This is a genomic window from Streptomyces vietnamensis, assembly GCF_000830005.1.
Classification (GTDB): domain Bacteria; phylum Actinomycetota; class Actinomycetes; order Streptomycetales; family Streptomycetaceae; genus Streptomyces; species Streptomyces vietnamensis.
Genome location: NZ_CP010407.1, coordinates 7,522,547 through 7,540,662 on the forward strand (window position 1 = coordinate 7,522,547; position 18,116 = coordinate 7,540,662).

Consider the following 18,116-nt stretch of genomic DNA (forward strand, 5'->3'; position numbering starts at 1 on the left):
GCGGGGCGGGGCGCGCTCGGCTCTCGTGCAGCTCACGGGCCTACTCCTTGCGGATCGAACGGAACGCTTCATCGGGAGCGGGGGACGGGACGTGCCGCGGACGGAGGTGGCGTGGCGGGCGGCGGGGCGCTGGTGCCGGTGTTGGTCTCGGCGGCCACGGGGGAGACCTGGTGGGCAGCGGCCAGCCGTCGGGCCTCGGGACCGACGGTCTCGCCGGTGTAGCCGACGGCCAGGGACGGGTCAATCGCGACGCGGTACCCCAGGTCGGCCAGCATGCTCGCGGCAGAGGAAGAGGCGAGCTGCCGGTCCGGGCCGACGATGTGCGACGCGAGGCTGTAGGAGGCGGGATCGCCCGGGTCGCCTGGGGCGGCGAACCCACAGGAGCGCAGGACGCGGTGGGCCGATTCGGGTAGGCCGGTCCGGCAGTCGGCCCAAACCAAGCCATCGGCCCAGGGGAAGATCTCGACGTCGGTGCCGTAGGTGTCGGCGAGGTTGGCCATGGAGGGCCCTTCTGGAAAGCGGAGCGGTGGGGTACATGCCGGGACTTCTTCGGTGCCGGGGGACGACGGTTGTCGGGGGCCGGTCTGCGGCGTGGAAGCACGGGCGGCACGACGGCGGTCGGCGTTCGGATCGCGGGCGGGAGGCTCTGCGGCGACCGGGCCGGTGCCGAGGACGTCGTCGAGCAGTTCCCGGGTCCGCAGGACGTTGACCCTCTCGTGGTACCGGGGGTCGGTCCGCTCGGCAGGGCACGGGGCGATCCCGTCCTCGGCGGCTGCCAGCAGCTCCTGAACGTCCTGGAGCATGACGTGGGCGGCGGCCAGTCGCGTCCAGGTCTCGAAGACGGGGTTGTGGTGCGGGTCGTCGAACGCCAGACGGACACGGGTCCAGTCGGCGGCAGCGGCGACGAGTTCGGTCAGCTGAGGCAGAGCCCCGACCAGCGCACCGTTGACCTCCTCGATGATCCCCGCCACCTCATTGGGCGTTGCGTCCTCGGTGAGACGGGCGATCATCCCGGGGACGGAGTACGGGTCGGCGGAAGCGCTGGGCAGGTGTCGGACCAGCAGGGACTTGTCGGAGCTGGGTGCCACGCTGCGGTGGGCGAGCCGGATGTTGTGCTGCATCGCGGCGCCGATGGCCTCGCCGATGCTGGAGTAGAACTCGGGCACGGTTCCTCCGTGAGTTGGTGGTGCTGGCTGGCCAGGCCGGGTGGAGCACGTGGCACACGTGCTCCACCCGCAGGAACGGTCCTGGGTCTGGTGCCGGAAGGCAGAGGCGGCGGAGTCACGGCGTCACCGGCAAGGGAAGGCTGTCGGCGAGGGACGAGAGCCGTTCGAGGGCGGCAGGGCTGCCAGCGGTGACGCCGCATGAAACGCGTACGCGACACGCCAGCGGATGAAGCGGACGAGGAGAACACCCGATCACCGCCGAGGACCGGAGGCACGCGGTGGGCGTGCGGCCGCACGGGCATCGGTGAACTCGATACCGAAGACCGAGACGACCTCTGCCTTGGCCGCCGCAGGCGACACGGCCAACGCCGCGCTTTGGGAAGCAGGCAGATCCGAGGACCGCGTCCGCGCCTCGGCCCGGGACTGGCCGCCGACACGACGCAGCTCGTCCTCCGAGTCGACGAGTTCCGACTGTGCCGAGCTGACGAACTCCGCCGCGAAGCCGAACCGGTCAGCCAGCGCGTACGCCTCGTCGTCGAGGTCGGTGATGTGTTCGCTCGCCGCCTCCAGCGCTTCCCGGACACGTTCCAGAGCCCCGTGCTCGGGGTGAAGGAGCTGGTCGACCGCTTGCCGAAGGTCCGCCCCGTTCTCGGCAGACCTGATGCGGTCCGTGATCTGAAGGAGCGCGGCTCCGGCGGCATAGGGCCCAAGGGGATTCGCCGGAGTACTCATCCGGGCCACGTCCAGGGAAGGAGCGAGATCGACGCCGTAACGGGCGGCACGGAGCATCTCGGCCGCGTGGCTGGCGATGGCTACCCGGTCGGCGACCGCGGTGGTGGTGGGAAGCCGGTGGCGCCGGCCGTGCCAGTCCTCGATCTGCCGGAAGCCAGCGTGCTTGAGGATCATCGCGGAAAGATCATCATTGGCCCCCTTCGCCACGACACTGCCGCTGGCCTCGGAGGAGATGGTGATGAGAGGGGCAGGCACAAAAGTCTCCTGGGCACGGGAAGTCGGATGGGGTGCGGTGGGCAGGTGTCCCAGCTCGGCCGCGATGCGGCGGCACTCGGTCTGGAGGCGGAAGGCGTCGCGATAGCCCTGGTGCAGGCCGCCGTCCTCACGAGCGAGGGTGGCCACGACGTGCACCTGACGGGGCTGGTTGCGCAGGGCGATCCACCGGCAGGCACCCGGATCGCCCTCCGGGGCGATCCCGACGGCGGACACCAACCGGCGGGCGACGACAGCCCACTGCGCGTCGGTGAGGTCCGGTCGGCGAGGATCGGAACGGACCGAGCAGACCCACGTCGGCCGGACGGGAGCACGGGCACCGAGCCGCTCGACCGGAGCGTCGAGAGCATGGGCCAGGTAGGGCAGCGAGCCCGGCTCGGCGAGCAGCTCGATCGGCGCCCCGTGACCCTCGCCCGCGATCAGCCGGGGGCTGACGTGGGCACCGCGTTCACCCGGCCCGTACAGGTACGCGAGCAGGCCGGCGGTGTCGCTGGCGCGCTGCAGGTGGGCGATCACGGCGGCTACCTCGAAAGAGAAGGAAGGAACGAGGGCCCGGGAGACCGGGCCAACAGGGAGAGAATCCGCAGGATTCGGGATTTGGCCCGGCCGGGGATCCCTGATAGCGCCTCTGTGTGTCAAGCGGCGTGGGTGAGTTGGTTCCGATGGTCGCGTTTCATGATCCGGTAGACGACATTGGACAGCCGTCGCTTCAGGGCTCGGCGGGCCTCGGACGGGGTCTTCCCTTCGGCGATCTTGCGCAGGTAGTAGTCCTGGCCGCGGCCGCCGTCGCGGATCTGGCAGATCGCGATCGTGTGCAGGACCGAGTTCAGTGCACGGTTTCCGCCGGTGTTGAGCCGGTGGCGGACGTTGTTGCCGCTGGAGGCATCCAGTGGGGCACTGCCGGTGTAGCTGGCGAAGTGGTGCTCGGTCGGGAAGCGGCTGACGTCACCGACGTGTCCGAGAACCTTGGCGGCCAGCACGGTGCCCAGCCCCGGCAGATGGGTGAGCGTGGTGCGGGTCGCGGCCAGCGCCTCGCGCATCTGGACCTCGTTGTCCTTCACCAGCCGGTCCAGGCGTCGCAGGTCGGCCAGCAGGTCACGGGCTATGTCGCGGCGGCAGTTGTCGGTGGCGGTGACGGGGCGGATGCTCTTCATCGCAGCGGCGGCCTTGTCTGCGGACAGGCCGGTGGCCACGCCGCCAGGCAGCAGGTCACGCAGGACGCCATGGAGGCGGTTGAGCACGCGGGTGCGTTCGTGGACCAGGTCTTCGCGGCGCTCGGTCAGCAGCCGCAGGATCGTGGTTTGGTCCTCAGGTGTGACCTGTCGCAGGTCGGGGCGAAACAGAGCGACGTGCGCGACGTGGCGGGCGTCGGCCTCGTCGGTCTTGCGGTTGCCGCCGGTGGCCAGCATCCGGGCCCGGGCGGAGAGCGTGGACGGCACGTCGACCACGTGCTCGCCCGCGGCCGCCAGCTGCTGGGCGAGCGAGCGCCCGAGGCCGCCGGCGCCCTCGACGGCGAAGCGGCGCTCGGGCCACTGCTCGCACCAGGCCATGAGCTGGCGGAACGTACCGGCGTTGACGACGAAGCGGCGCTTGGCCAGCTGGTGGCCGGAGGCGTCGACGGCGACGGCCGTGTGGGAGGACTTGTGCGGGTCGATACCGATCAGGATCACAGGCTGTCCTTGCACTCGACAGAAGCGGGCAGGGAGCGCGGTGGGCATCCTGACTTGAAGTCACCGTGTCGTCCTCATGCCTCTGTCGAGCCACACCGCGCGGGTGTCGGCCGGCGGCGGCACGCTATCAGAGAGCCAGCCCAGCGGCGGCAAGAAGCACTGCGGGCCCGTGCCGACCGACACCCTGGACGCTACGGCTGCAGACCGAGCATCTGGGGTCGATTCAACAAGTCAGAAGCCCTGCTCACCCGGCCCCTGGCCTTGGCGGGAGAGGATGCACCGGTGCCCCGCAGCAGCGGGGCACCGGACGGCTAGAAGTAGGGGTTCTCGCTGGGTCGGTCGGCGTCAGTGGCGGCCTGGAGCAGCTCGGTGAGGTCGTCGGGTTCGGAGGAGCGCTGGTTGATCCACCATCCGGCGCGGGTGATGGTGCGAGCGGTCTCCTCGATCTCCTCCCACTCCGCCTCGCTGGTTTCGCCCTCGACGACCAGCGCGGTGTAGGCGGCGGCCAGGATCTGGTGGCGGCAGCGCACACCCCAGGGGACGGCGCGCTCGGTTCCCTCCAACGGAGGCATCCGGTGCTGCTGCGACCAGGCTTCGGACTCGGCCTGCTCTTCGGCACGTTTGGCCTTCACCCAGGCGGCCTTGTCCTGCTCGCTGTTCTCCTTGGAAGCGCGCCAGCACTCGCTGCACTCTTGGCTGGCGAGCCACTCGGCGAAGCGCGCGCGGCGGTCGGCCGGCCGATTGGACAGGTCACGGTCGTCCTTGTGGCCGCATGAGTGGTTGATCGGCCAGATGGTCTTCACGGCCATGGGAGTTATTCCTTACGGGAGTTGGGTCAGCGGTTGCGGGTGAACGCGATGCGCGGGTCGACCGGCCGGGCCGCCGGTACGGAGGTGGCGGGAGCCGACACCGGCGCCTTGCCCGGGAGATCGGCCAGGGCAGGGCTGGCGGCGAGCGCGGCGGCGCTGATCGGAGAACTACGGGCGCTGGCACCCTGGATGCGGTCGCGGGACGAGGCGGGCGCGGGGCGGTGGCGGGCCGCTGCGTCCTGGGCGAGGCGGGGCTGCACAGCGACCTGGACACCGGAACGGTGCAGGGCCAGCGTGGCGTCGGCGACCTTTCCCAGGGCTTCGTCGCGGCTGATGGCGGCGGGCAGTGTGTAGATGTCCAGGCGCGGATCGTGCCGCCAGCCGTGTTCGACCAAGGCGAGTCCGGTGAGTCCGGAGGCGCGGCTGTCGATGGCCGCGACGAGGCCGAGCTGCGGATGCTCGGCGAACGCGACATCGGGCTCGGCGTGCGGAGCCCGGGACGGGACGGGCCCCGCGACAGGTGCCAGGGAGGGGTTGAACACGGCGTCCGTGTCGACCCGGAAGCCGGCGTTGCGCAGCAGCGCGACGGCCCGGGTGGCGCGGCCCTGCCCGTCACGCTGCTGGTCGGTCAGGGCGTACAGGGTCGGCTCGCCCAGGACGGGGCGGAAGTCGAGCCGCTTCAGCATCCAGGTGCCGGCGGCGAGGTTCTTGGGGTTCGCGGCGACGATGCCGTAGTCGGGGTGGCGGCCGACGGTGACGTCGGCGAGCAGTTCTTCGGCGGAGGTGGGCAACACGGCTGATCCATCCGGTGGCTCGGTGGCGAGGGAGGGCGAGGGCCGGAACGGTTCTGCTGGTGAGAGGCATGCGGCGTACTCCGAGACGGGAAGAGATCAGCGACCAGGGGTGGTGGAGGGACGTGCGGGTGGAAGCACGGGACGTGGGGGAGGGGCCGTCGCCAGGCACGTGCGGACCGTGCGCGGTCCGGCCGACGGCGAGGGCGCGAGAGCAGCGCTCACCCGTGGCTGAGCAGAGGCCGGCAGGGCGGTCCGGTCTACCGGGCTTCGGCCCTTCGACGTGAGCAGGTCCGAGTCGCACAGGACGGTGAAGCCCTCTTCCTGCAGCGCGGCGAAAGCCCGGGTCACCGCCCGCCGCTGCTCAGCCGGATCGGTCATGGCCGTGGGCAGCCGGTGGTAGCGCTCCCCGTCGAATGAGACGGCGGCGATGAAACCCGCACGGCGGAGCACGGTGTCCGCGGCGTGCGCCCGCGAGGAGCGCTGCTGCTCGGAGCGTGGCGGCACGCCGAGCTGGTCCAGGCGTGCGTCGACGGCGGCGAGCAGACTCGGGACGCTCCCGCCGTACCGGGCGTCAGGGCCGCCGGGTTCCGAGTCGTAGATCTCCTCGTACACCGAGGGCCCGGTGTCCCGGTGGCGGATCGCCGTCCAGCTCTCGGGGAACTCGGGGTCCTCGCTGGGTGGTTCCTGCGGCGGCGAGATGATCAGCGAACTGCCGTCGGGGAGGGCGGCGTGGACGATGTAGTCGCTCAGGCCGTACTCGACGGTGACCTCCAAGCCGCGCTGGCGGAGGGGAGCGGTGAGGTGGCCGTACCCGTGATCCTCTTTCGGATCCTCGGAGACAGCAGGTGAGGAGGAGGTGCTGGTCCACGCGGTGATGTGTGGTCCCGCTCGCTCGAAGGTGATCAGGGGGTTGTCCTGGTGCATGGGCTTTCTCCGTGGCGGGATGTTCCAGGTTGGCGGCGCGGGCTGCGGGCATGCGGTGCTGGGCGGGCAGTGGTCCACGAGGATCTGCTGATCGGACGGTTTGGTCCCGCCGGGACTCGGTGCTACGGCCGTCAGCGGGAGCGCCCCGGCACCGGTCGGCCGGGTGATGGTGGCGCCGGAGGAGAAGCGGGCAGGGTCCCGCGCCGCACGGAGGTGGATCGGGCGAGGGCTACGCGTGCCTGTTCGGTCCGCGAGGACTGTTCGCGGTCCGCTCGGCCGGCCAGGTAGTCGGCGGCCCGTACGAGGGCCGGGCCGCGGATGGACAACTCGTCGGCGTAGTGCCAGCCGTCGGCGTTGCGGTCCTCCTCCGCCTGGCTCTCGTAGAGCTTCCGGGAGCCGGGGAGCGAGGCGTCCATGAGGGCCATGATCTGATCCCACTCGCGCCGGAGTTGTCCTGCCCGTTCCAGGGTGGTGTCGATCCCGCGCAGCCGGCGCAGGTCTTCGCTGACCGGCCCCTCGACGTAGTCGGCACCACGGGCGGCGGCGCGGACGCCGGCTAGGACCTCGGGACCGTGGGCGAGGAAGACCTCCACGTGTTTCCACGCCTCGGCGTCGCGTTTCACCTTGCCGTCCTCGTACCCCTGCTCGTCGACGGGCCAGCCGTCGCCGTCGCAGAAGGAGTCAGAGACCGCGTCCCAGGCGTCGGACGCCTGCCTGATCCCGGCGGCGGCGGAGGCCAGCACCGGGATGTGCCTCCGCCACTCCAGGCGGTCGGTGGCCGCCGCTGGCCGATTCTCGGCCAGGCCGGGAGAACTGGGAGAAGCAGACATGATCGATCCTCCGGACGGCCCTATGCCGACATGCGGGCGTCGGTGTCGAACAGTTCGCGTTCGGCCGGGTGCAGGATGTGTTGCGTGATGAAGGACCGGCCGGCGACCTTCCACAGGCCCCGGCCCTTGGTCAGGGCGGAGACCGCCTGGGTCTCGACTCCGGTCAGGCCGAGCAGGGAAGCGGCGGCGTCGAGTTGGTCGGGCTCCTGGCGGTAGATGATGCGGGTGGAGCAGTCGGCCAGGAGGCCCTCGGCCAGGACCCGGCCGCGTGAACCGGCATCGCCCGCCGAGAGCAGGTCGCTGAGCCGGTGGATGACCATCAAGTTCGCGATGCCGAGACCACGGGAGAGCTTCCACTGGCTCTGCATGCGTTCGAGCAGGCCGACGTGCCGCATCAGCCGCCACGCCTCGTCGTAGATCACCCAGCGCCGGCCCCCGTCCGGATCGGACAGAGCGCTCTCCATCCATGCTGAGGCGCAGGTCATGGCCAAGACCAAGGCAGTGTCGTCTCCGGAGCCGCCGAGGCGGGAGAGGTCGATGGACAGCATCGGCGCGGTCGGATCGAACGCCACCGTCGAGGGGGCGTCGAACATGCCGCTCAGGTCGCCGTGCACCAGGCGGCGCAGGGCGTGCGCGAGGTCCTGGGCGGCCGACCCGAGGTGTCCGGTCTGGTGGCCGAGGGCGCGGTCGAGGCGTTCGGGCGAGCCGAGGGTGCGCGCGATCTCGCCGAGCAGCGGCACGGTGCCGCGGGCGGCGGCCTCGGCGACGACCAGGTCGAGGGCGAGGTCGAGGGCGGTGTGCTCCATCGGCAGCAGGTCGCGCTTGAGGACGGTGCGCGCCAGGCCGGCCAGGAGCAGCAGGCGGCGCTTTCGGACCTCGGTCGCCCAGTCGTCCTCGCTGACGGAGGCGGGCCGGGCCGGGGCGTCCAGTGGGTTCAGCCTGCCAGGGAGGCCGGGGCCCAGGGCGATGCTGTAGCCGCCGAGGGCCTGCGCGACGCCGGTCCACTCGCCCTTGGGGTCGCAGGGGATGTAGATCCGGTAGCCGTGGGCGATCGACCGAGTGGCGATGGACTTCGCCAGCGCGGACTTGCCCATGCCGATGATCCCGGCGAGGACCGCGTTGGGGTTCGTGAAGCCTTCGATCCGGCCGCTGCTGTACAGCGAGAACGGGTCGAAGCAGAAGGCGGCTTCGGCGTGGACGTCGCGGCCGATGAAGATGCCCTCCGCGCCCAGGCCGCCCTCGGCGACGAAGGGGTAGGCCCCCGAAGCGGTGGCGGTGGTCATCCGGTGGGCGGGCAGGCTGAGGTTGCCGCCGCGGGCCGAGGCCGGACCGGGACGACCGGTCGGCGGGTAGGTCGGCCGCAGCTCCGGGTCGACGGTTTCCTCGGCGCGGTGCTTGGGCGGTGTTCCGGCGAGGCGCGCCTGGCGGCGGGCCTCGGCGAATCCGGCTCGGGCGGCCCTCTGCTGGGCCCGCGGAGCCTTGCGCGGCACGTACAGGGGAGAGGCGCTGGCGCGGGTACGGGGCATGAACGTTTCTCCAGGCAGGTGATGGGTCAGCGGCGGACGAGGCCGGTGAACGGCGCGTGCAGGTCGGCCGGGGTGGTACGGCGGCGGACCAGGTGCGCGGCGCGCTGGTGGCGCTGGCAGACGGTCAGCTGCGGTGCCCCTTCGGGCAGGCCGGCCTGGCACGCCTCGGGTTCGGGCACCTCGCCTGAATCCGGCCGGGGAGCCGCGTGGTAGGCGGCGTGGACGTGGTCGGCGGCCTGCCAGATCCGGGTGCGGGCGGCGCGAAGCTGGTCGCCCTCGATCGGTACGAGCTGACCGGTACGGGCGGCATGGGCGTCGAGCAGCCCGTGCACCGAGACGAGATGCGCGTGCAGAGCGTCCAGCTCGGCCCGGCTAGTGACGAGCGGGCCGCTGGGGAGGTTGAGCGCTCGGTGGAAGTCGAGCGCGGCGGTAGCGAAGGGCACGAAGTCCTGCGCGGTCGGGCTGGCGGTGCGGGACATGAGGGTGCTCTTTCGAAGGGAGGGAAGGGCCGGCGTCAGGCGGCGAGCGCGAGCGGCAGGGCGGCGGCGGTGAACGCTTCGGCCTGCTGCCAGGTCAGCGGCCGGACGTCGAGCTGGGCACCGACGGCGGCGGTCTCCACGACCGCGCACGCGGAGCGGAGTTCTTCCTCGGAGTCGGCCGAGACGGTCAGCAGCCCGGTCAGGGCGACATCGGCGTGGCCCGCAATGAGCTGGCGCTCACGGGACTTGATGTCCTGGTACTCGATCGAGTCCGCCTCGGAGTCGACCTGGCCGCGCCGGGCCCGCTCGGCGGCATCGGCGATCACGCTGGCCTTCTTGCGCTGGACGTCGCGCAGTGCGGCGTCCAGTCCCTTCGGCTCGTAGGAGAGCGACAGCGTGCGCCGGACGCCGCCGGTGAACAGGAGCTGGTGCAGGAAACCGGCCGATGTTTCGGTCCTCGGCCAGTTCTCCACCCAGTACGTGGCGTGGACGGCCGAGTCGGTCGCGATGTGGTCCGCCTTCTCGACGACCACGACGGGGCCGGCGGCTGCGGGCTCGGCCTCGGGACGGCCGGCGGTGGACCACCGGTCCAGCGCCGTGAGGGCCTTGGGGTCGTAGGCGGTGCGCACGACGACGGCGATCTCGCGGGCGGCGAGCCAGCCGGTGGGGTTGAGCCCGGCGGTCCGCGCGGCCTGGTCGAAGGTGGAGGTCAGCTGCGCCAGAACGCTGAAGGAACCGGTCAGGCCACCGCCGGCCTGGTTGATCAGCCGTCGCGCGGCCTTGGTGTCCAGCGCCACCGCGACATACGCCTCGTGCGGTGCCGCCGCCGGGCCCGCGCTCTGGATCAGCTCGCTGTAGATCGCGCCAGCCATGGGGGCGTGGGGCCGGCCGTGCTCTTCCCAGTAGCGGCGAAGCGCGTCGCCGGAGTCCGGGACGGTGCGCTCGATCACCTGGATGCGGGCGATCTGCCCGGTACGGGCCAGCGCGGCCAGCGCGCGTCCCCAGCCGTTGACGTTGGCCTGCTGGGTGCCCGGGTCGAGCAGCGCGTAGGCGCGGGAGGAGACCTTGACCACGGCGGTCAGCGTGCCGCTGTGGGGATCGTGGACCGCACCGTACCGGCCGTCGGGGGCGGTGACCACGCGCAGGCTGGCGGCGGTGCCGGGAAGGTGGAGGAGTCCTTCGCGGGTCGGCCGGCGAGAGGGCCGGGTGAGCCAGACGAGCTGGCCGCGCATCCGACGCAGGACGTAGCGGGTGACGATCGGAGCCCAGTCCGCCAAGGCACGGCCACGGTGGCGGACGAAGACGAACAGGGCGATGACGGCCCACAGCGGGATGAGTTGGAGGGCGCCGACCACGCCGCGGGTGAGGACGACGGCGAGAAGGAGAAGGCCGGTGAGGCCGGCGACGATCAGCTGCGGGGCGGTCAGGCCGAGCAGGATGCCGCGCCTGCTGCGGTGGGGGAACTTCACGGTGGCTGTAGGGGCCTGGTGCTTGCCGGACATGGTGGTTCCAGACGGTGGTAGCGGGCGGAGGACGGGGCGCGCGCGGCGCTCTTCTGGAGGTCATGGGGGGACTCCTCTGCTGGTCGGTCAGGGCGGGGCGGGCCATGGCGTACGGCCCGCCCCGGGTGTGATGGGTCAGGAACCCGACGGCGGCTGGGTGGGGAACACCCAGTTCGTCGGCGTCGGAGAACCGGTGGCCGACGGTCCCGCAGGGGGCGGCGGCGCAGTCGCGGGGCCGACAGGCGGCAGGGAGGTCATGCTGCCGCCCGGCGCTGAGGCGCCGACGAGATAGCCGGAAGTGCCGGTGACGCTGTGGACGACCCTCTCGGACCCTTCCGTTTCGTCCGTGCTGGGACGCGTGATCAGCGGTGGGATCCCGGGCCGCTGGATGAGGGCACGGCCCTTGTCGCCGGTCGCGTTCGGGTCCTCGCCGTAGCGGAAGCGGGTCTGCTGCTTGGGCGGACCGGCGTCGATGCCCTCCTTGCTGAGGTTGCCGCCGGCGGGATTGATGCCGGAGGCGACGCCGTCGGCGCCCGCACCGGGGACCTGGCTCGGCCCCTGGGGAGCGGGAGCACCGGTGCCGGCCCGCATCGCCAGGGTGGCCGCGGTCTTCGCCGCTCCCGCGGCGACCGCCATGCCGGCGATGCCGGTGCGGTGCAGGTCGTCGTGGCCACCGCCGTCGCTGGCCCAGTGCACGAACTTGTACGTCGCGTACGGGCAGAGCAGCACGAGGACCATCACGACGATGCCCGCCATCGCGTCGGACAGGGCCGACATCCCGTCGCCGGCGTCGGACTTGCCCATGGCGGAGACGCCAATCAGGAAGACCACGGTCATCAACAGCTTGGAGACGACCAGGGTGGCAGTGGCCTCGATCCAACCGCGCCGCCACCGCTTGGCCACCTCCCAGCCGCCGCCGGCACCGGCGAACACGGCGAGCGAGACCATGATCAGGACGCCGACCTTGCGGGCGACCATGACGCCCCAGTACAGGAAGGCGCCGATCGCGCACCCGAGGGCGACCAGAGCTGGGACGCCCCAGCCGAGGCCGTACATCGCCCCCAACTCGTTGACCTTCACCACGCGCCGGATCGCGTCGTCGACGGAGGTGTTGGCCGCTTGGAACAGTCCGTCGGACAGCGCGTCGACCACGGTGATGGCGACGGTGGTGAAGGCGATGGCGCAGAAGCTGAAGAGGACGCCGGTCATGGTGCCGAACGCAGCCTGAGCAAGAGCGCGTTCATCGCGTCGCCAGGCCGCGGTCATGAGCTGGATACAGAAGATGCCGACGGTCAGGGCGAGCCCGATGGGCAGCAGGAGCTCGTAGTTGTCCCGGAACCATCCGGCGTTGAGGTCGATGGCGGTCGTTTTGTTGACGGCCTGGGCGGCGAGATCGGCGGCGCTGGCCGCCAGTTCGCCCATCGACTTCGCGATCCACGCGCCGATGCCGTCGGTGACGGTTCCGGCGGGGTTGGTGGCGAAGTCGACGGCACCGCATACCTTGTCCATCAGCGGGAAGTCGCAGACTCCCATGGTGCTACCTCCTTTCTCGGACTGGGGTCAGGGCGCGACGGACGGCATGACGCCGACCAGGGCGCAGGGACGGTCGGGCCGGCACTGGACCGCGAGCGTGGTGGCACGGCTCTCCGCACCGCCGGTGGGCGAGCCCTTCCAGGCGATCGCCTGCTTGCCGGAGACCGTGACGGCGTACACGTACGCCTGGGTGATCGCCCCGGGATCTTCCTGAAGGGCCCGGGTGAACGCGTTCGGGAAGTGCCCCTCGTACACCTTGGCCGTGGCGAACTGGCCGTTGGCGGCCATCTCCTTCCACAGCACCGCCGAGGGAACGACCTTGTCGACCGAGGTCGGGTCGGCGTACTTCGCCTCTGTGGTCAGCCACCCGCGCAGAGCCTTCCGCAGCTCGGGCTGCGAGTACGCACGGGTGTCGTAGGACCACAGCGCGGCTGCGGCTGCCTTCCCGAACGCGATCGGGTCGTGGGTCTTTGGCGGGACCGGAAGAGCACGGGGACGGGTGAGCGGCCCGGACGGCGACGCAGGTGAGGAGGAAGCCGTGGGTGAACTCGGTGGTGGAGCAGGAGTTTCGGCGGGGCCCCTGCCGTCGCGGGTGAGGTACGCGGCCAGGCCGGCGAGGGTGACGAGCACCACCAGGACGACGGTGCCGAGCAGCGCCCGGCGGCGCACGCGAGATGCGCCGCCGGGGTGGGTGGAGTGCTGAGCCATCAGTGGACCTGCGTCCCCAGCGTGCTGAAGAAGGCCACCACGCCGTTCGCCGCGCCGAGCAGAAGGGCCGCGCCGGCGCTCACCAGCACGCCCTTCTTGCCGTTGGCCTCCGCCTGGTGGCCACCGGAGTGGTGGCCCCAGGCCCAGACACCCGCGCTGACGGCGAGGGCGCCGACCACGGCGATGAGGCCGAAGAGGTTGATGGAGCCCATCACCTGCTTGAGGACGGACAGACCCGGCAGACCGCCCTCGTTCGGCTTGATCCCGGGATCGTAGGCGAGCTGAATGACCTGGTAGGCGAGATACATGAAGAACTCCAGTTCGATTGCGCGCACGCCAAAGCCCCGCTGGGGCGAAGCGGCGGTGCGAGGAAAAGGGGAGAAGAGGGGAAAACACCGGTCAGACGACTCGGCGGGCCGCGAGAATCCGCGGCTTCCAGGACGCGAGGGTCGTGATGCGGACCACGTCGCCGGTGCGCGGGGCGTGCACGATCAAGCCCTGCCCGATGGCCATCCCGACGTGCTCGGGTACGGCGGCCGTCCCCTCGGTGAAGAGCAGGTCACCCGGCCGAAGGGCATCCACCGACACCGCCTTGCCCTCCTTGACCTGCGTGTACGTCGTCCGCGTCAGGGTGACCCCGGCGGCCTTGTACGCCTGCTGCATCAGAGAGGAGCAGTCGCACCGGCCCATGGCGTCCTCGCCGTGGGAGTTCGTGCAGCTCCCGCCCCACTGGTACGGCGTGCCGAGCTGCCCGAGCGCCCACCGGATCGCCGTCTGGACCTGCGGCGGAGCGTCGGCGGGGATCTTGTACTCGGCTGGCAGCGCGCCGGGCGGGATGGTGCCGAAGTCGGTCCCGTCCCCCTCGGCACTGCAACCGCCCGCGATACCGGGCGAAGGGCTGCCGGTGCCGGCCGAGCCGGACGGCGAAGGGTCCGGTGACGCGCCACCGGCCTTCGGCAGCAGCGGCTCGATGGCCTTCTGCAGAGCGGTGGCCAACGGCTCCCACTTCGCGTACGCCTCCGGGAAGCCCGACCGCTGAACCGCCTGGGCGGCCTGCGTGATCGACAGGGACTGCCAGCCCGAGACCTTCCGCAGCCCCTCGTAGAACTTGGTCGAGGCGTGCACCGGGTCGAGGATCTCGTTCGCCGTGCCCCAGCCCTGCGACGGCCGCTGCTGGAAAAGCCCCAGCGAGTCCCGGTCGCCGTAGGCCAGGTTCCGCAGGCCGCTCTCCTGCAGGGCGGTCGCCAGGGCCACGACCTGCCCGCGGGCCGGGATGTTCATCGCGACGCCGGTGGCCTGGATCGTCTTGGCGTTGGGCACCTGCTCGGCCGGGTCGTCCAGGCCCGGCACGGAGACCGAGCCCTTGTCGCCGCCGTCCAGGATGGCCTTCACCTGGGTGGCGACGGCGGCGGTGTCCACATCCTGTGCCCCGCCGGTCGAGCAGGAGGCCGCGGCGGTCCCGGCCCCAATGGCGAGAATCGGAACGGCCATCAGCAGCGGAGCGGTCGCGCAGAGACCGACGACGGCTCCGGTGGTCTTCTTCATCGCCGCTGCCGTTCACCGAGGCGGCGGTGCCGGCCGGGTGACGGCGTCGGGTCGGGGCGCGGATGTATCAGGGCATGCTGCATCGCAGCGGCTCCTCGGTGTTCGTAGGAGGCGCGGTGCCGACTTCTCGTGCAAAGCCGCCGGCACCGCGCCGATGTGCATCCGCCGCTCGGGCGGTCCCGGGTCAGGGGAGTTGGTAGCTCCCGGACGCCGGTCTCAGGTCACGCGCGGCAGCCAGCCGCGCTCGTAATCTCAGGCAGTACACCGAGGCTCCTGACGGCGTGCGGGAAGGAAGAGGACAACGTGCCTCCGATACCGCTCGACTGAACGAGACAGCACGGATAAGCACAGGTCAGCGAGGGTGGAGTAAGGCTCCTGCCCGGTGACACGGCGAGACAGTAGACAGGGATTCCGGCCGCACCAAACGACTCCCGGACCGGGGCCCGCAGCGCGGCCCGCCTCGTTAGGTACGGCCGGAGATCGCCGCTAACCTCCGGCACAACCCCGCCCCGGAAGAACGCCGTTGAACGCTGCCCGGAGCGGTCCCAGCCCTGCCATGCCCTGAGAGAGGCCCTTCCCGTGAGCTACACGCTGCACCGAGGCGACGCCCTGACCGTGCTGAAGTCCCTGCCGGACGAGAGCGTCAACGCCGTGATCACCGACCCGCCGTACAACTCCGGCGGCCGTACGAGCTCGGAACGCACCGGACGGACCGCGCGCGCCAAGTACGTCACCAGCAACAGCGCCCACGACCTCGCCAACTTCCCCGGCGAGAACCGCGACCAGCGCTCCTACCGCTCCTGGCTGACCGAACTGCTCACCGAGGCGTACCGGGCCTCCACCGAGCACGCGGTGGCCATGGTCTTCACCGACTGGCGCCAGGAACCGACCACGACCGATGCCCTGCAGATGGCAGGCTGGACCTGGAGCGGCACGCTCCCGTGGATCAAGCCGGCCAGCCGGCCCCGTAAGGGCGCGCCGAAGCAGGACTCCGAGTTCATCGTCTGGGGTGTCAAGGGATCCGTCGACAACACCCGCGACCTCTACCTCCCCGGCCACTACATCGCCTCGCAGCCCCGCAAGGGCCGGGTCCACATCACCCAGAAGCCCGTCGGGATCATGCGGCAGCTCGTCCAGGTCTGCCCCGAAGGCGGCACCGTCCTCGACCTCTTCACCGGAAGCGGGTCCACGGGCGTCGCGGCCCTCCGGGAAGGCCGGAAGTTCGTGGGCGTCGAACTGTCCCCGCACTACGCCGACATCGCCGAACGGCGCCTGCGCGCCGAGCTGGAACAGGATGACTTCGCCCTGGCCGGTCCGGAGGAGTGATCATGAGAACGAAGGACCCGGGGCCAGCGGGCCGCAGACGTCGAAGGGCGGCTGGAACATCGAGAAACCGATGCTCCAGCCGCCCTTCTGCTTCTGTCAGGCTGCCTCGAACGCCCGCCGGATCAACGGCGCCGCCTTCTCCAGGTCCGCCGCCGAAGCGAGACGCACCTCCAGGTCCCCCGTCCCGAGGTGCCCGACACCGCGCATGTCCCGGGTGAAGCCCTCCTCCAGCACGACCGAGTCCGGGTCGAGTCTGAGATAGACCAGGATCGCCTCGTGCTTCGGACGGAAGATCACCGATGCCACGTTCACCAGGCGCCGGTAGACGATGTAGTGCCGCAGCGCCGCCACCTCCACCTCGCCCCACGCCGTGAGCGCCTCGTCCAGCTCCGCGTACAGGTCCCGCAGGGACTCCGGTACGAGGCTGGCACCCGCCGGCGAAGGCGTCGCCGGGGCCGCCGGCGCGCTGTCGGCCACCGCGTCCCGCTCCCGGCTCCGCCGAGACGAAGCGGCGCTGGGTGAGCCGGGCGAGGAGTCGACGAGCAGCAGGCTCAGCAGGCCGCCCTCGAAGACCCGGTAGCGCACCAGGTCGATCCGCTCGGGCAGCCACTGCACGGCCACCCGGTCGTGGTGGGAGAAGCCAGCCGCGATGCAGACCATCCGCGGACGGCGCCAGTCGATCGACTCGGCTGCCTCCGCGCCCAGCACCTTCCGGACGAGCGCCTCGAACTCGTGCTGCGCCGAACGCAGCCAGGACAGGTACGAGACGGCCTGCGACAGCACCCCGCTGTCGGAGCCCTTCTTGAACTCGATCACCACCGGGCTGCCGTTCTCATCCAGCCCCAGGGTGTCGATCCGCCCCCGGTGCCACGGACCAGTCGCATACTCCGACGCCACGAACCGGATGCCGAGCATCTGCTCCAGCCCGGCCTCGACCCGCCGCTGCAGCTCCACCTCCAGCGCCACCGTCGAACCGGACAGCTCGACATCCCGCCCGTCCGCGTCCCGCCGGAACAACATCAGCTCGGCCACCAGCGCCCCCTCCCGTGATCTATGCAAAGACCAATCAGCGGGAGGCTCTGGGTATTCCGCCGCTGGGTATCGGTAGAGCGGCGTAGGCGGGGTACTGGCTGAAGGCCCGGTGGTTAGCGGTGCCGGGAGTCTGCCGAGTGGCCCATGAGATGATCAAGCGGGGCCTGCTTGGTGATGTAGGGGGTTGACCATGGTTAAGGGCGCCGCGCTGCGGGGGTATTTGCTGGAGGAGGCGCTGGCATGGCTTCTGCGCTCCTCCGGTTACCGCCTGCTGGTGCACGAGAGTCAGGATCCCGAGGAGTTGGTGACTGACGGGAACACGCTTCGGGTGCGGGGCCGGGGTGCGCTGCATCAGGTGGACGCGCTGGGGGAGTTCGCGTTCACGCCGGCGTTCTCGATGCCGGTGCGGCTGTTCCTGGAGGCGAAGTTCTACCAGGAGCGCTGTGGGCTGGAGATCGTGCGTAATGCTCACGGTGTGCTGCACGATGTGAACGAGAACTTCATGGTGCATGCCGGCAGAAGGCCGCGGCAGCGGTATCAGTACGCGTACGCGCTGTTCTCGACGAGTGGGTTCACGGCGGATGCCCAGAAGTACGCCTTGGCGCACCAGCTCTCGCTGGTGGATTTGTCGGGTGCCTCGTTCGCGTGGCTGCTCGGGGCGATCGGAACCACTGCGTGGACGCTGGAGCAGGCACAGTTCCACCTTGGGGCGTCCGGGACATTCCCGGTGACGTGGGTGCGTACGGAGCTGCGTAAGGAGCTGGGGACCTGGACTGCGTCTGCGGGGCTGCTGCCGACGGCGACGCCGGCAGCTAGCAGGTTCAGGGATGAAGCTGGGGCGGCGATCGCCGGCTTCGCGGCCGCGCTCCAGCAGAACAGCGGTGTCGAGTTGCTGCTGGGCTTCCCGTCGGCACCGTTCATCCTGCCGCTGGCCGCCAGCGATCATCTGGCGTTCACGACGTACGCGGATGCCCAGCCGGACCATGCGGTGCGTATTCGTCGACGCGGCAGTGGCGGTTCGGCGGAGTGGACGCTGTCGCCGCTGGGTGAGGAAGGTGCTTACGAGCTTGCCTTCAAACTGCCGAATCATGTGGAGGACTGGATCAGTGACATCGATGGGAAGGAGCGGCGGCGCACCCTGGAGGTGAAGGAGCAGTTCCTCTCCGCGATCACGATCTACCGGATGAACGGCGGTGGCGTGCGGGCCTATCAGCTGCGGTACGAGGCGAGTTCCCTCTCGCAGTTCTGATCCCACCGAGCAGAAGAA

At 70.9% G+C, this 18,116-nt stretch carries 17 protein-coding genes; 2 read left to right on the top strand and 15 right to left on the bottom strand.

The annotated features are described in order from the left end of the window. Window positions 1-68 precede the first annotated feature (68 nt). From SVTN_RS33715 to SVTN_RS33780, 14 genes are all read right to left on the bottom strand, one after another. Window positions 69-1,166, bottom strand: a complete 1,098-nt coding sequence (locus tag SVTN_RS33715) for a hypothetical protein (RefSeq protein ID WP_041132492.1) — start codon at window positions 1,164-1,166, stop codon at window positions 69-71. 252 nt (window positions 1,167-1,418) lie between these two features. Further along, window positions 1,419-2,687, bottom strand: a complete 1,269-nt coding sequence (locus tag SVTN_RS45830; RefSeq protein ID WP_245727734.1) for a hypothetical protein — start codon at window positions 2,685-2,687, stop codon at window positions 1,419-1,421. Window positions 2,688-2,806: 119 nt separating this feature from the next. Continuing rightward, complete coding sequence (locus SVTN_RS33725; protein WP_041132493.1) at window positions 2,807-3,841, bottom strand: IS110 family RNA-guided transposase; 1,035 nt, start codon at window positions 3,839-3,841, stop codon at window positions 2,807-2,809. 311 nt (window positions 3,842-4,152) lie between these two features. Beyond that, window positions 4,153-4,650 carry a hypothetical protein gene (locus tag SVTN_RS33730; protein ID WP_041132494.1) on the bottom strand — a complete coding sequence of 166 codons (498 nt, stop codon included), beginning with the start codon at window positions 4,648-4,650 and terminating at the stop codon, window positions 4,153-4,155. Between the two features lie 26 nt (window positions 4,651-4,676). Next, on the bottom strand, window positions 4,677-5,444 hold the full coding sequence (locus tag SVTN_RS33735; protein ID WP_245727735.1) for a hypothetical protein: 768 nt from the start codon (window positions 5,442-5,444) through the stop codon (window positions 4,677-4,679). A 96-nt stretch (window positions 5,445-5,540) separates the two neighbouring features. Next, on the bottom strand, window positions 5,541-6,368 hold the full coding sequence (locus tag SVTN_RS45835; RefSeq protein ID WP_245727736.1) for a hypothetical protein: 828 nt from the start codon (window positions 6,366-6,368) through the stop codon (window positions 5,541-5,543). Between the two features lie 131 nt (window positions 6,369-6,499). Beyond that, a complete protein-coding gene (locus SVTN_RS33745; RefSeq protein ID WP_041134514.1) occupies window positions 6,500-7,135 on the bottom strand; it encodes a hypothetical protein in 636 nt (211 codons plus the stop codon). An 83-nt stretch (window positions 7,136-7,218) separates the two neighbouring features. Next, window positions 7,219-8,724, bottom strand: coding sequence for an ATP-binding protein (locus tag SVTN_RS33750; protein WP_041132496.1), 1,506 nt, complete (start codon window positions 8,722-8,724; stop codon window positions 7,219-7,221). 26 nt (window positions 8,725-8,750) lie between these two features. Next, on the bottom strand, window positions 8,751-9,203 hold the full coding sequence (locus tag SVTN_RS33755; protein ID WP_041132497.1) for a DUF6238 family protein: 453 nt from the start codon (window positions 9,201-9,203) through the stop codon (window positions 8,751-8,753). Between the two features lie 35 nt (window positions 9,204-9,238). Continuing rightward, on the bottom strand, window positions 9,239-10,705 hold the full coding sequence (locus SVTN_RS33760; protein WP_041132498.1) for an SCO6880 family protein: 1,467 nt from the start codon (window positions 10,703-10,705) through the stop codon (window positions 9,239-9,241). A 135-nt stretch (window positions 10,706-10,840) separates the two neighbouring features. Beyond that, on the bottom strand, window positions 10,841-12,238 hold the full coding sequence (locus SVTN_RS33765) for an SCO6881 family protein (RefSeq protein ID WP_041132499.1): 1,398 nt from the start codon (window positions 12,236-12,238) through the stop codon (window positions 10,841-10,843). 27 nt (window positions 12,239-12,265) lie between these two features. Next, a complete protein-coding gene (locus SVTN_RS33770) occupies window positions 12,266-12,946 on the bottom strand; it encodes a hypothetical protein (protein WP_041132500.1) in 681 nt (226 codons plus the stop codon). Then, window positions 12,946-13,254 carry a DUF6112 family protein gene (locus SVTN_RS33775; RefSeq protein ID WP_041134515.1) on the bottom strand — a complete coding sequence of 103 codons (309 nt, stop codon included), beginning with the start codon at window positions 13,252-13,254 and terminating at the stop codon, window positions 12,946-12,948. Before SVTN_RS33775 ends, SVTN_RS33770 begins: the two co-directional genes overlap by 1 nt. A 91-nt stretch (window positions 13,255-13,345) precedes the next feature. Next, a complete protein-coding gene (locus tag SVTN_RS33780; RefSeq protein WP_041132501.1) occupies window positions 13,346-14,491 on the bottom strand; it encodes a C40 family peptidase in 1,146 nt (381 codons plus the stop codon). Between the two features lie 579 nt (window positions 14,492-15,070). On the opposite strand from SVTN_RS33780, the gene SVTN_RS33785 reads away from it, so the two are divergent. Next, window positions 15,071-15,817, top strand: a complete 747-nt coding sequence (locus SVTN_RS33785; RefSeq protein WP_041132502.1) for a DNA-methyltransferase — start codon at window positions 15,071-15,073, stop codon at window positions 15,815-15,817. A gap of 96 nt (window positions 15,818-15,913) precedes the next feature. Here the strand turns inward: SVTN_RS33785 and SVTN_RS33790 are convergent, their stop codons facing one another. After that, the gene (locus tag SVTN_RS33790) at window positions 15,914-16,849 is read right to left on the bottom strand and encodes a DUF5655 domain-containing protein (RefSeq protein WP_041132503.1); all 936 of its coding nucleotides are present in this window, start codon (window positions 16,847-16,849) and stop codon (window positions 15,914-15,916) included. Window positions 16,850-17,039: 190 nt separating this feature from the next. Between SVTN_RS33790 and SVTN_RS33795 the strand changes: the two genes are divergently transcribed. Beyond that, window positions 17,040-18,098, top strand: coding sequence for a PDDEXK family nuclease (locus tag SVTN_RS33795; RefSeq protein ID WP_041134516.1), 1,059 nt, complete (start codon window positions 17,040-17,042; stop codon window positions 18,096-18,098). Window positions 18,099-18,116 lie beyond the last annotated feature (18 nt).

What these genes read in the sequence shown, in the direction of transcription:
- SVTN_RS33780 (WP_041132501.1), bottom strand. Translation starts at nt 14,491, where the DNA reads ATGAAGAAGACCACCGGAGCCGTCGTCGGTCTCTGCGCGACCGCTCCG.
- SVTN_RS33765 (WP_041132499.1), bottom strand. Translation starts at nt 12,238, where the DNA reads ATGGGAGTCTGCGACTTCCCGCTGATGGACAAGGTATGCGGTGCCGTC.
- SVTN_RS33760 (WP_041132498.1), bottom strand. Translation starts at nt 10,705, where the DNA reads ATGTCCGGCAAGCACCAGGCCCCTACAGCCACCGTGAAGTTCCCCCAC.
- SVTN_RS33770 (WP_041132500.1), bottom strand. Translation starts at nt 12,946, where the DNA reads ATGGCTCAGCACTCCACCCACCCCGGCGGCGCATCTCGCGTGCGCCGC.
- SVTN_RS33795 (WP_041134516.1), top strand. Translation starts at nt 17,040, where the DNA reads ATGGTTAAGGGCGCCGCGCTGCGGGGGTATTTGCTGGAGGAGGCGCTG.
- SVTN_RS33775 (WP_041134515.1), bottom strand. Translation starts at nt 13,254, where the DNA reads ATGTATCTCGCCTACCAGGTCATTCAGCTCGCCTACGATCCCGGGATC.
- SVTN_RS33750 (WP_041132496.1), bottom strand. Translation starts at nt 8,724, where the DNA reads ATGCCCCGTACCCGCGCCAGCGCCTCTCCCCTGTACGTGCCGCGCAAG.
- SVTN_RS33730 (WP_041132494.1), bottom strand. Translation starts at nt 4,650, where the DNA reads ATGGCCGTGAAGACCATCTGGCCGATCAACCACTCATGCGGCCACAAG.
- SVTN_RS45835 (WP_245727736.1), bottom strand. Translation starts at nt 6,368, where the DNA reads ATGCACCAGGACAACCCCCTGATCACCTTCGAGCGAGCGGGACCACAC.
- SVTN_RS33755 (WP_041132497.1), bottom strand. Translation starts at nt 9,203, where the DNA reads ATGTCCCGCACCGCCAGCCCGACCGCGCAGGACTTCGTGCCCTTCGCT.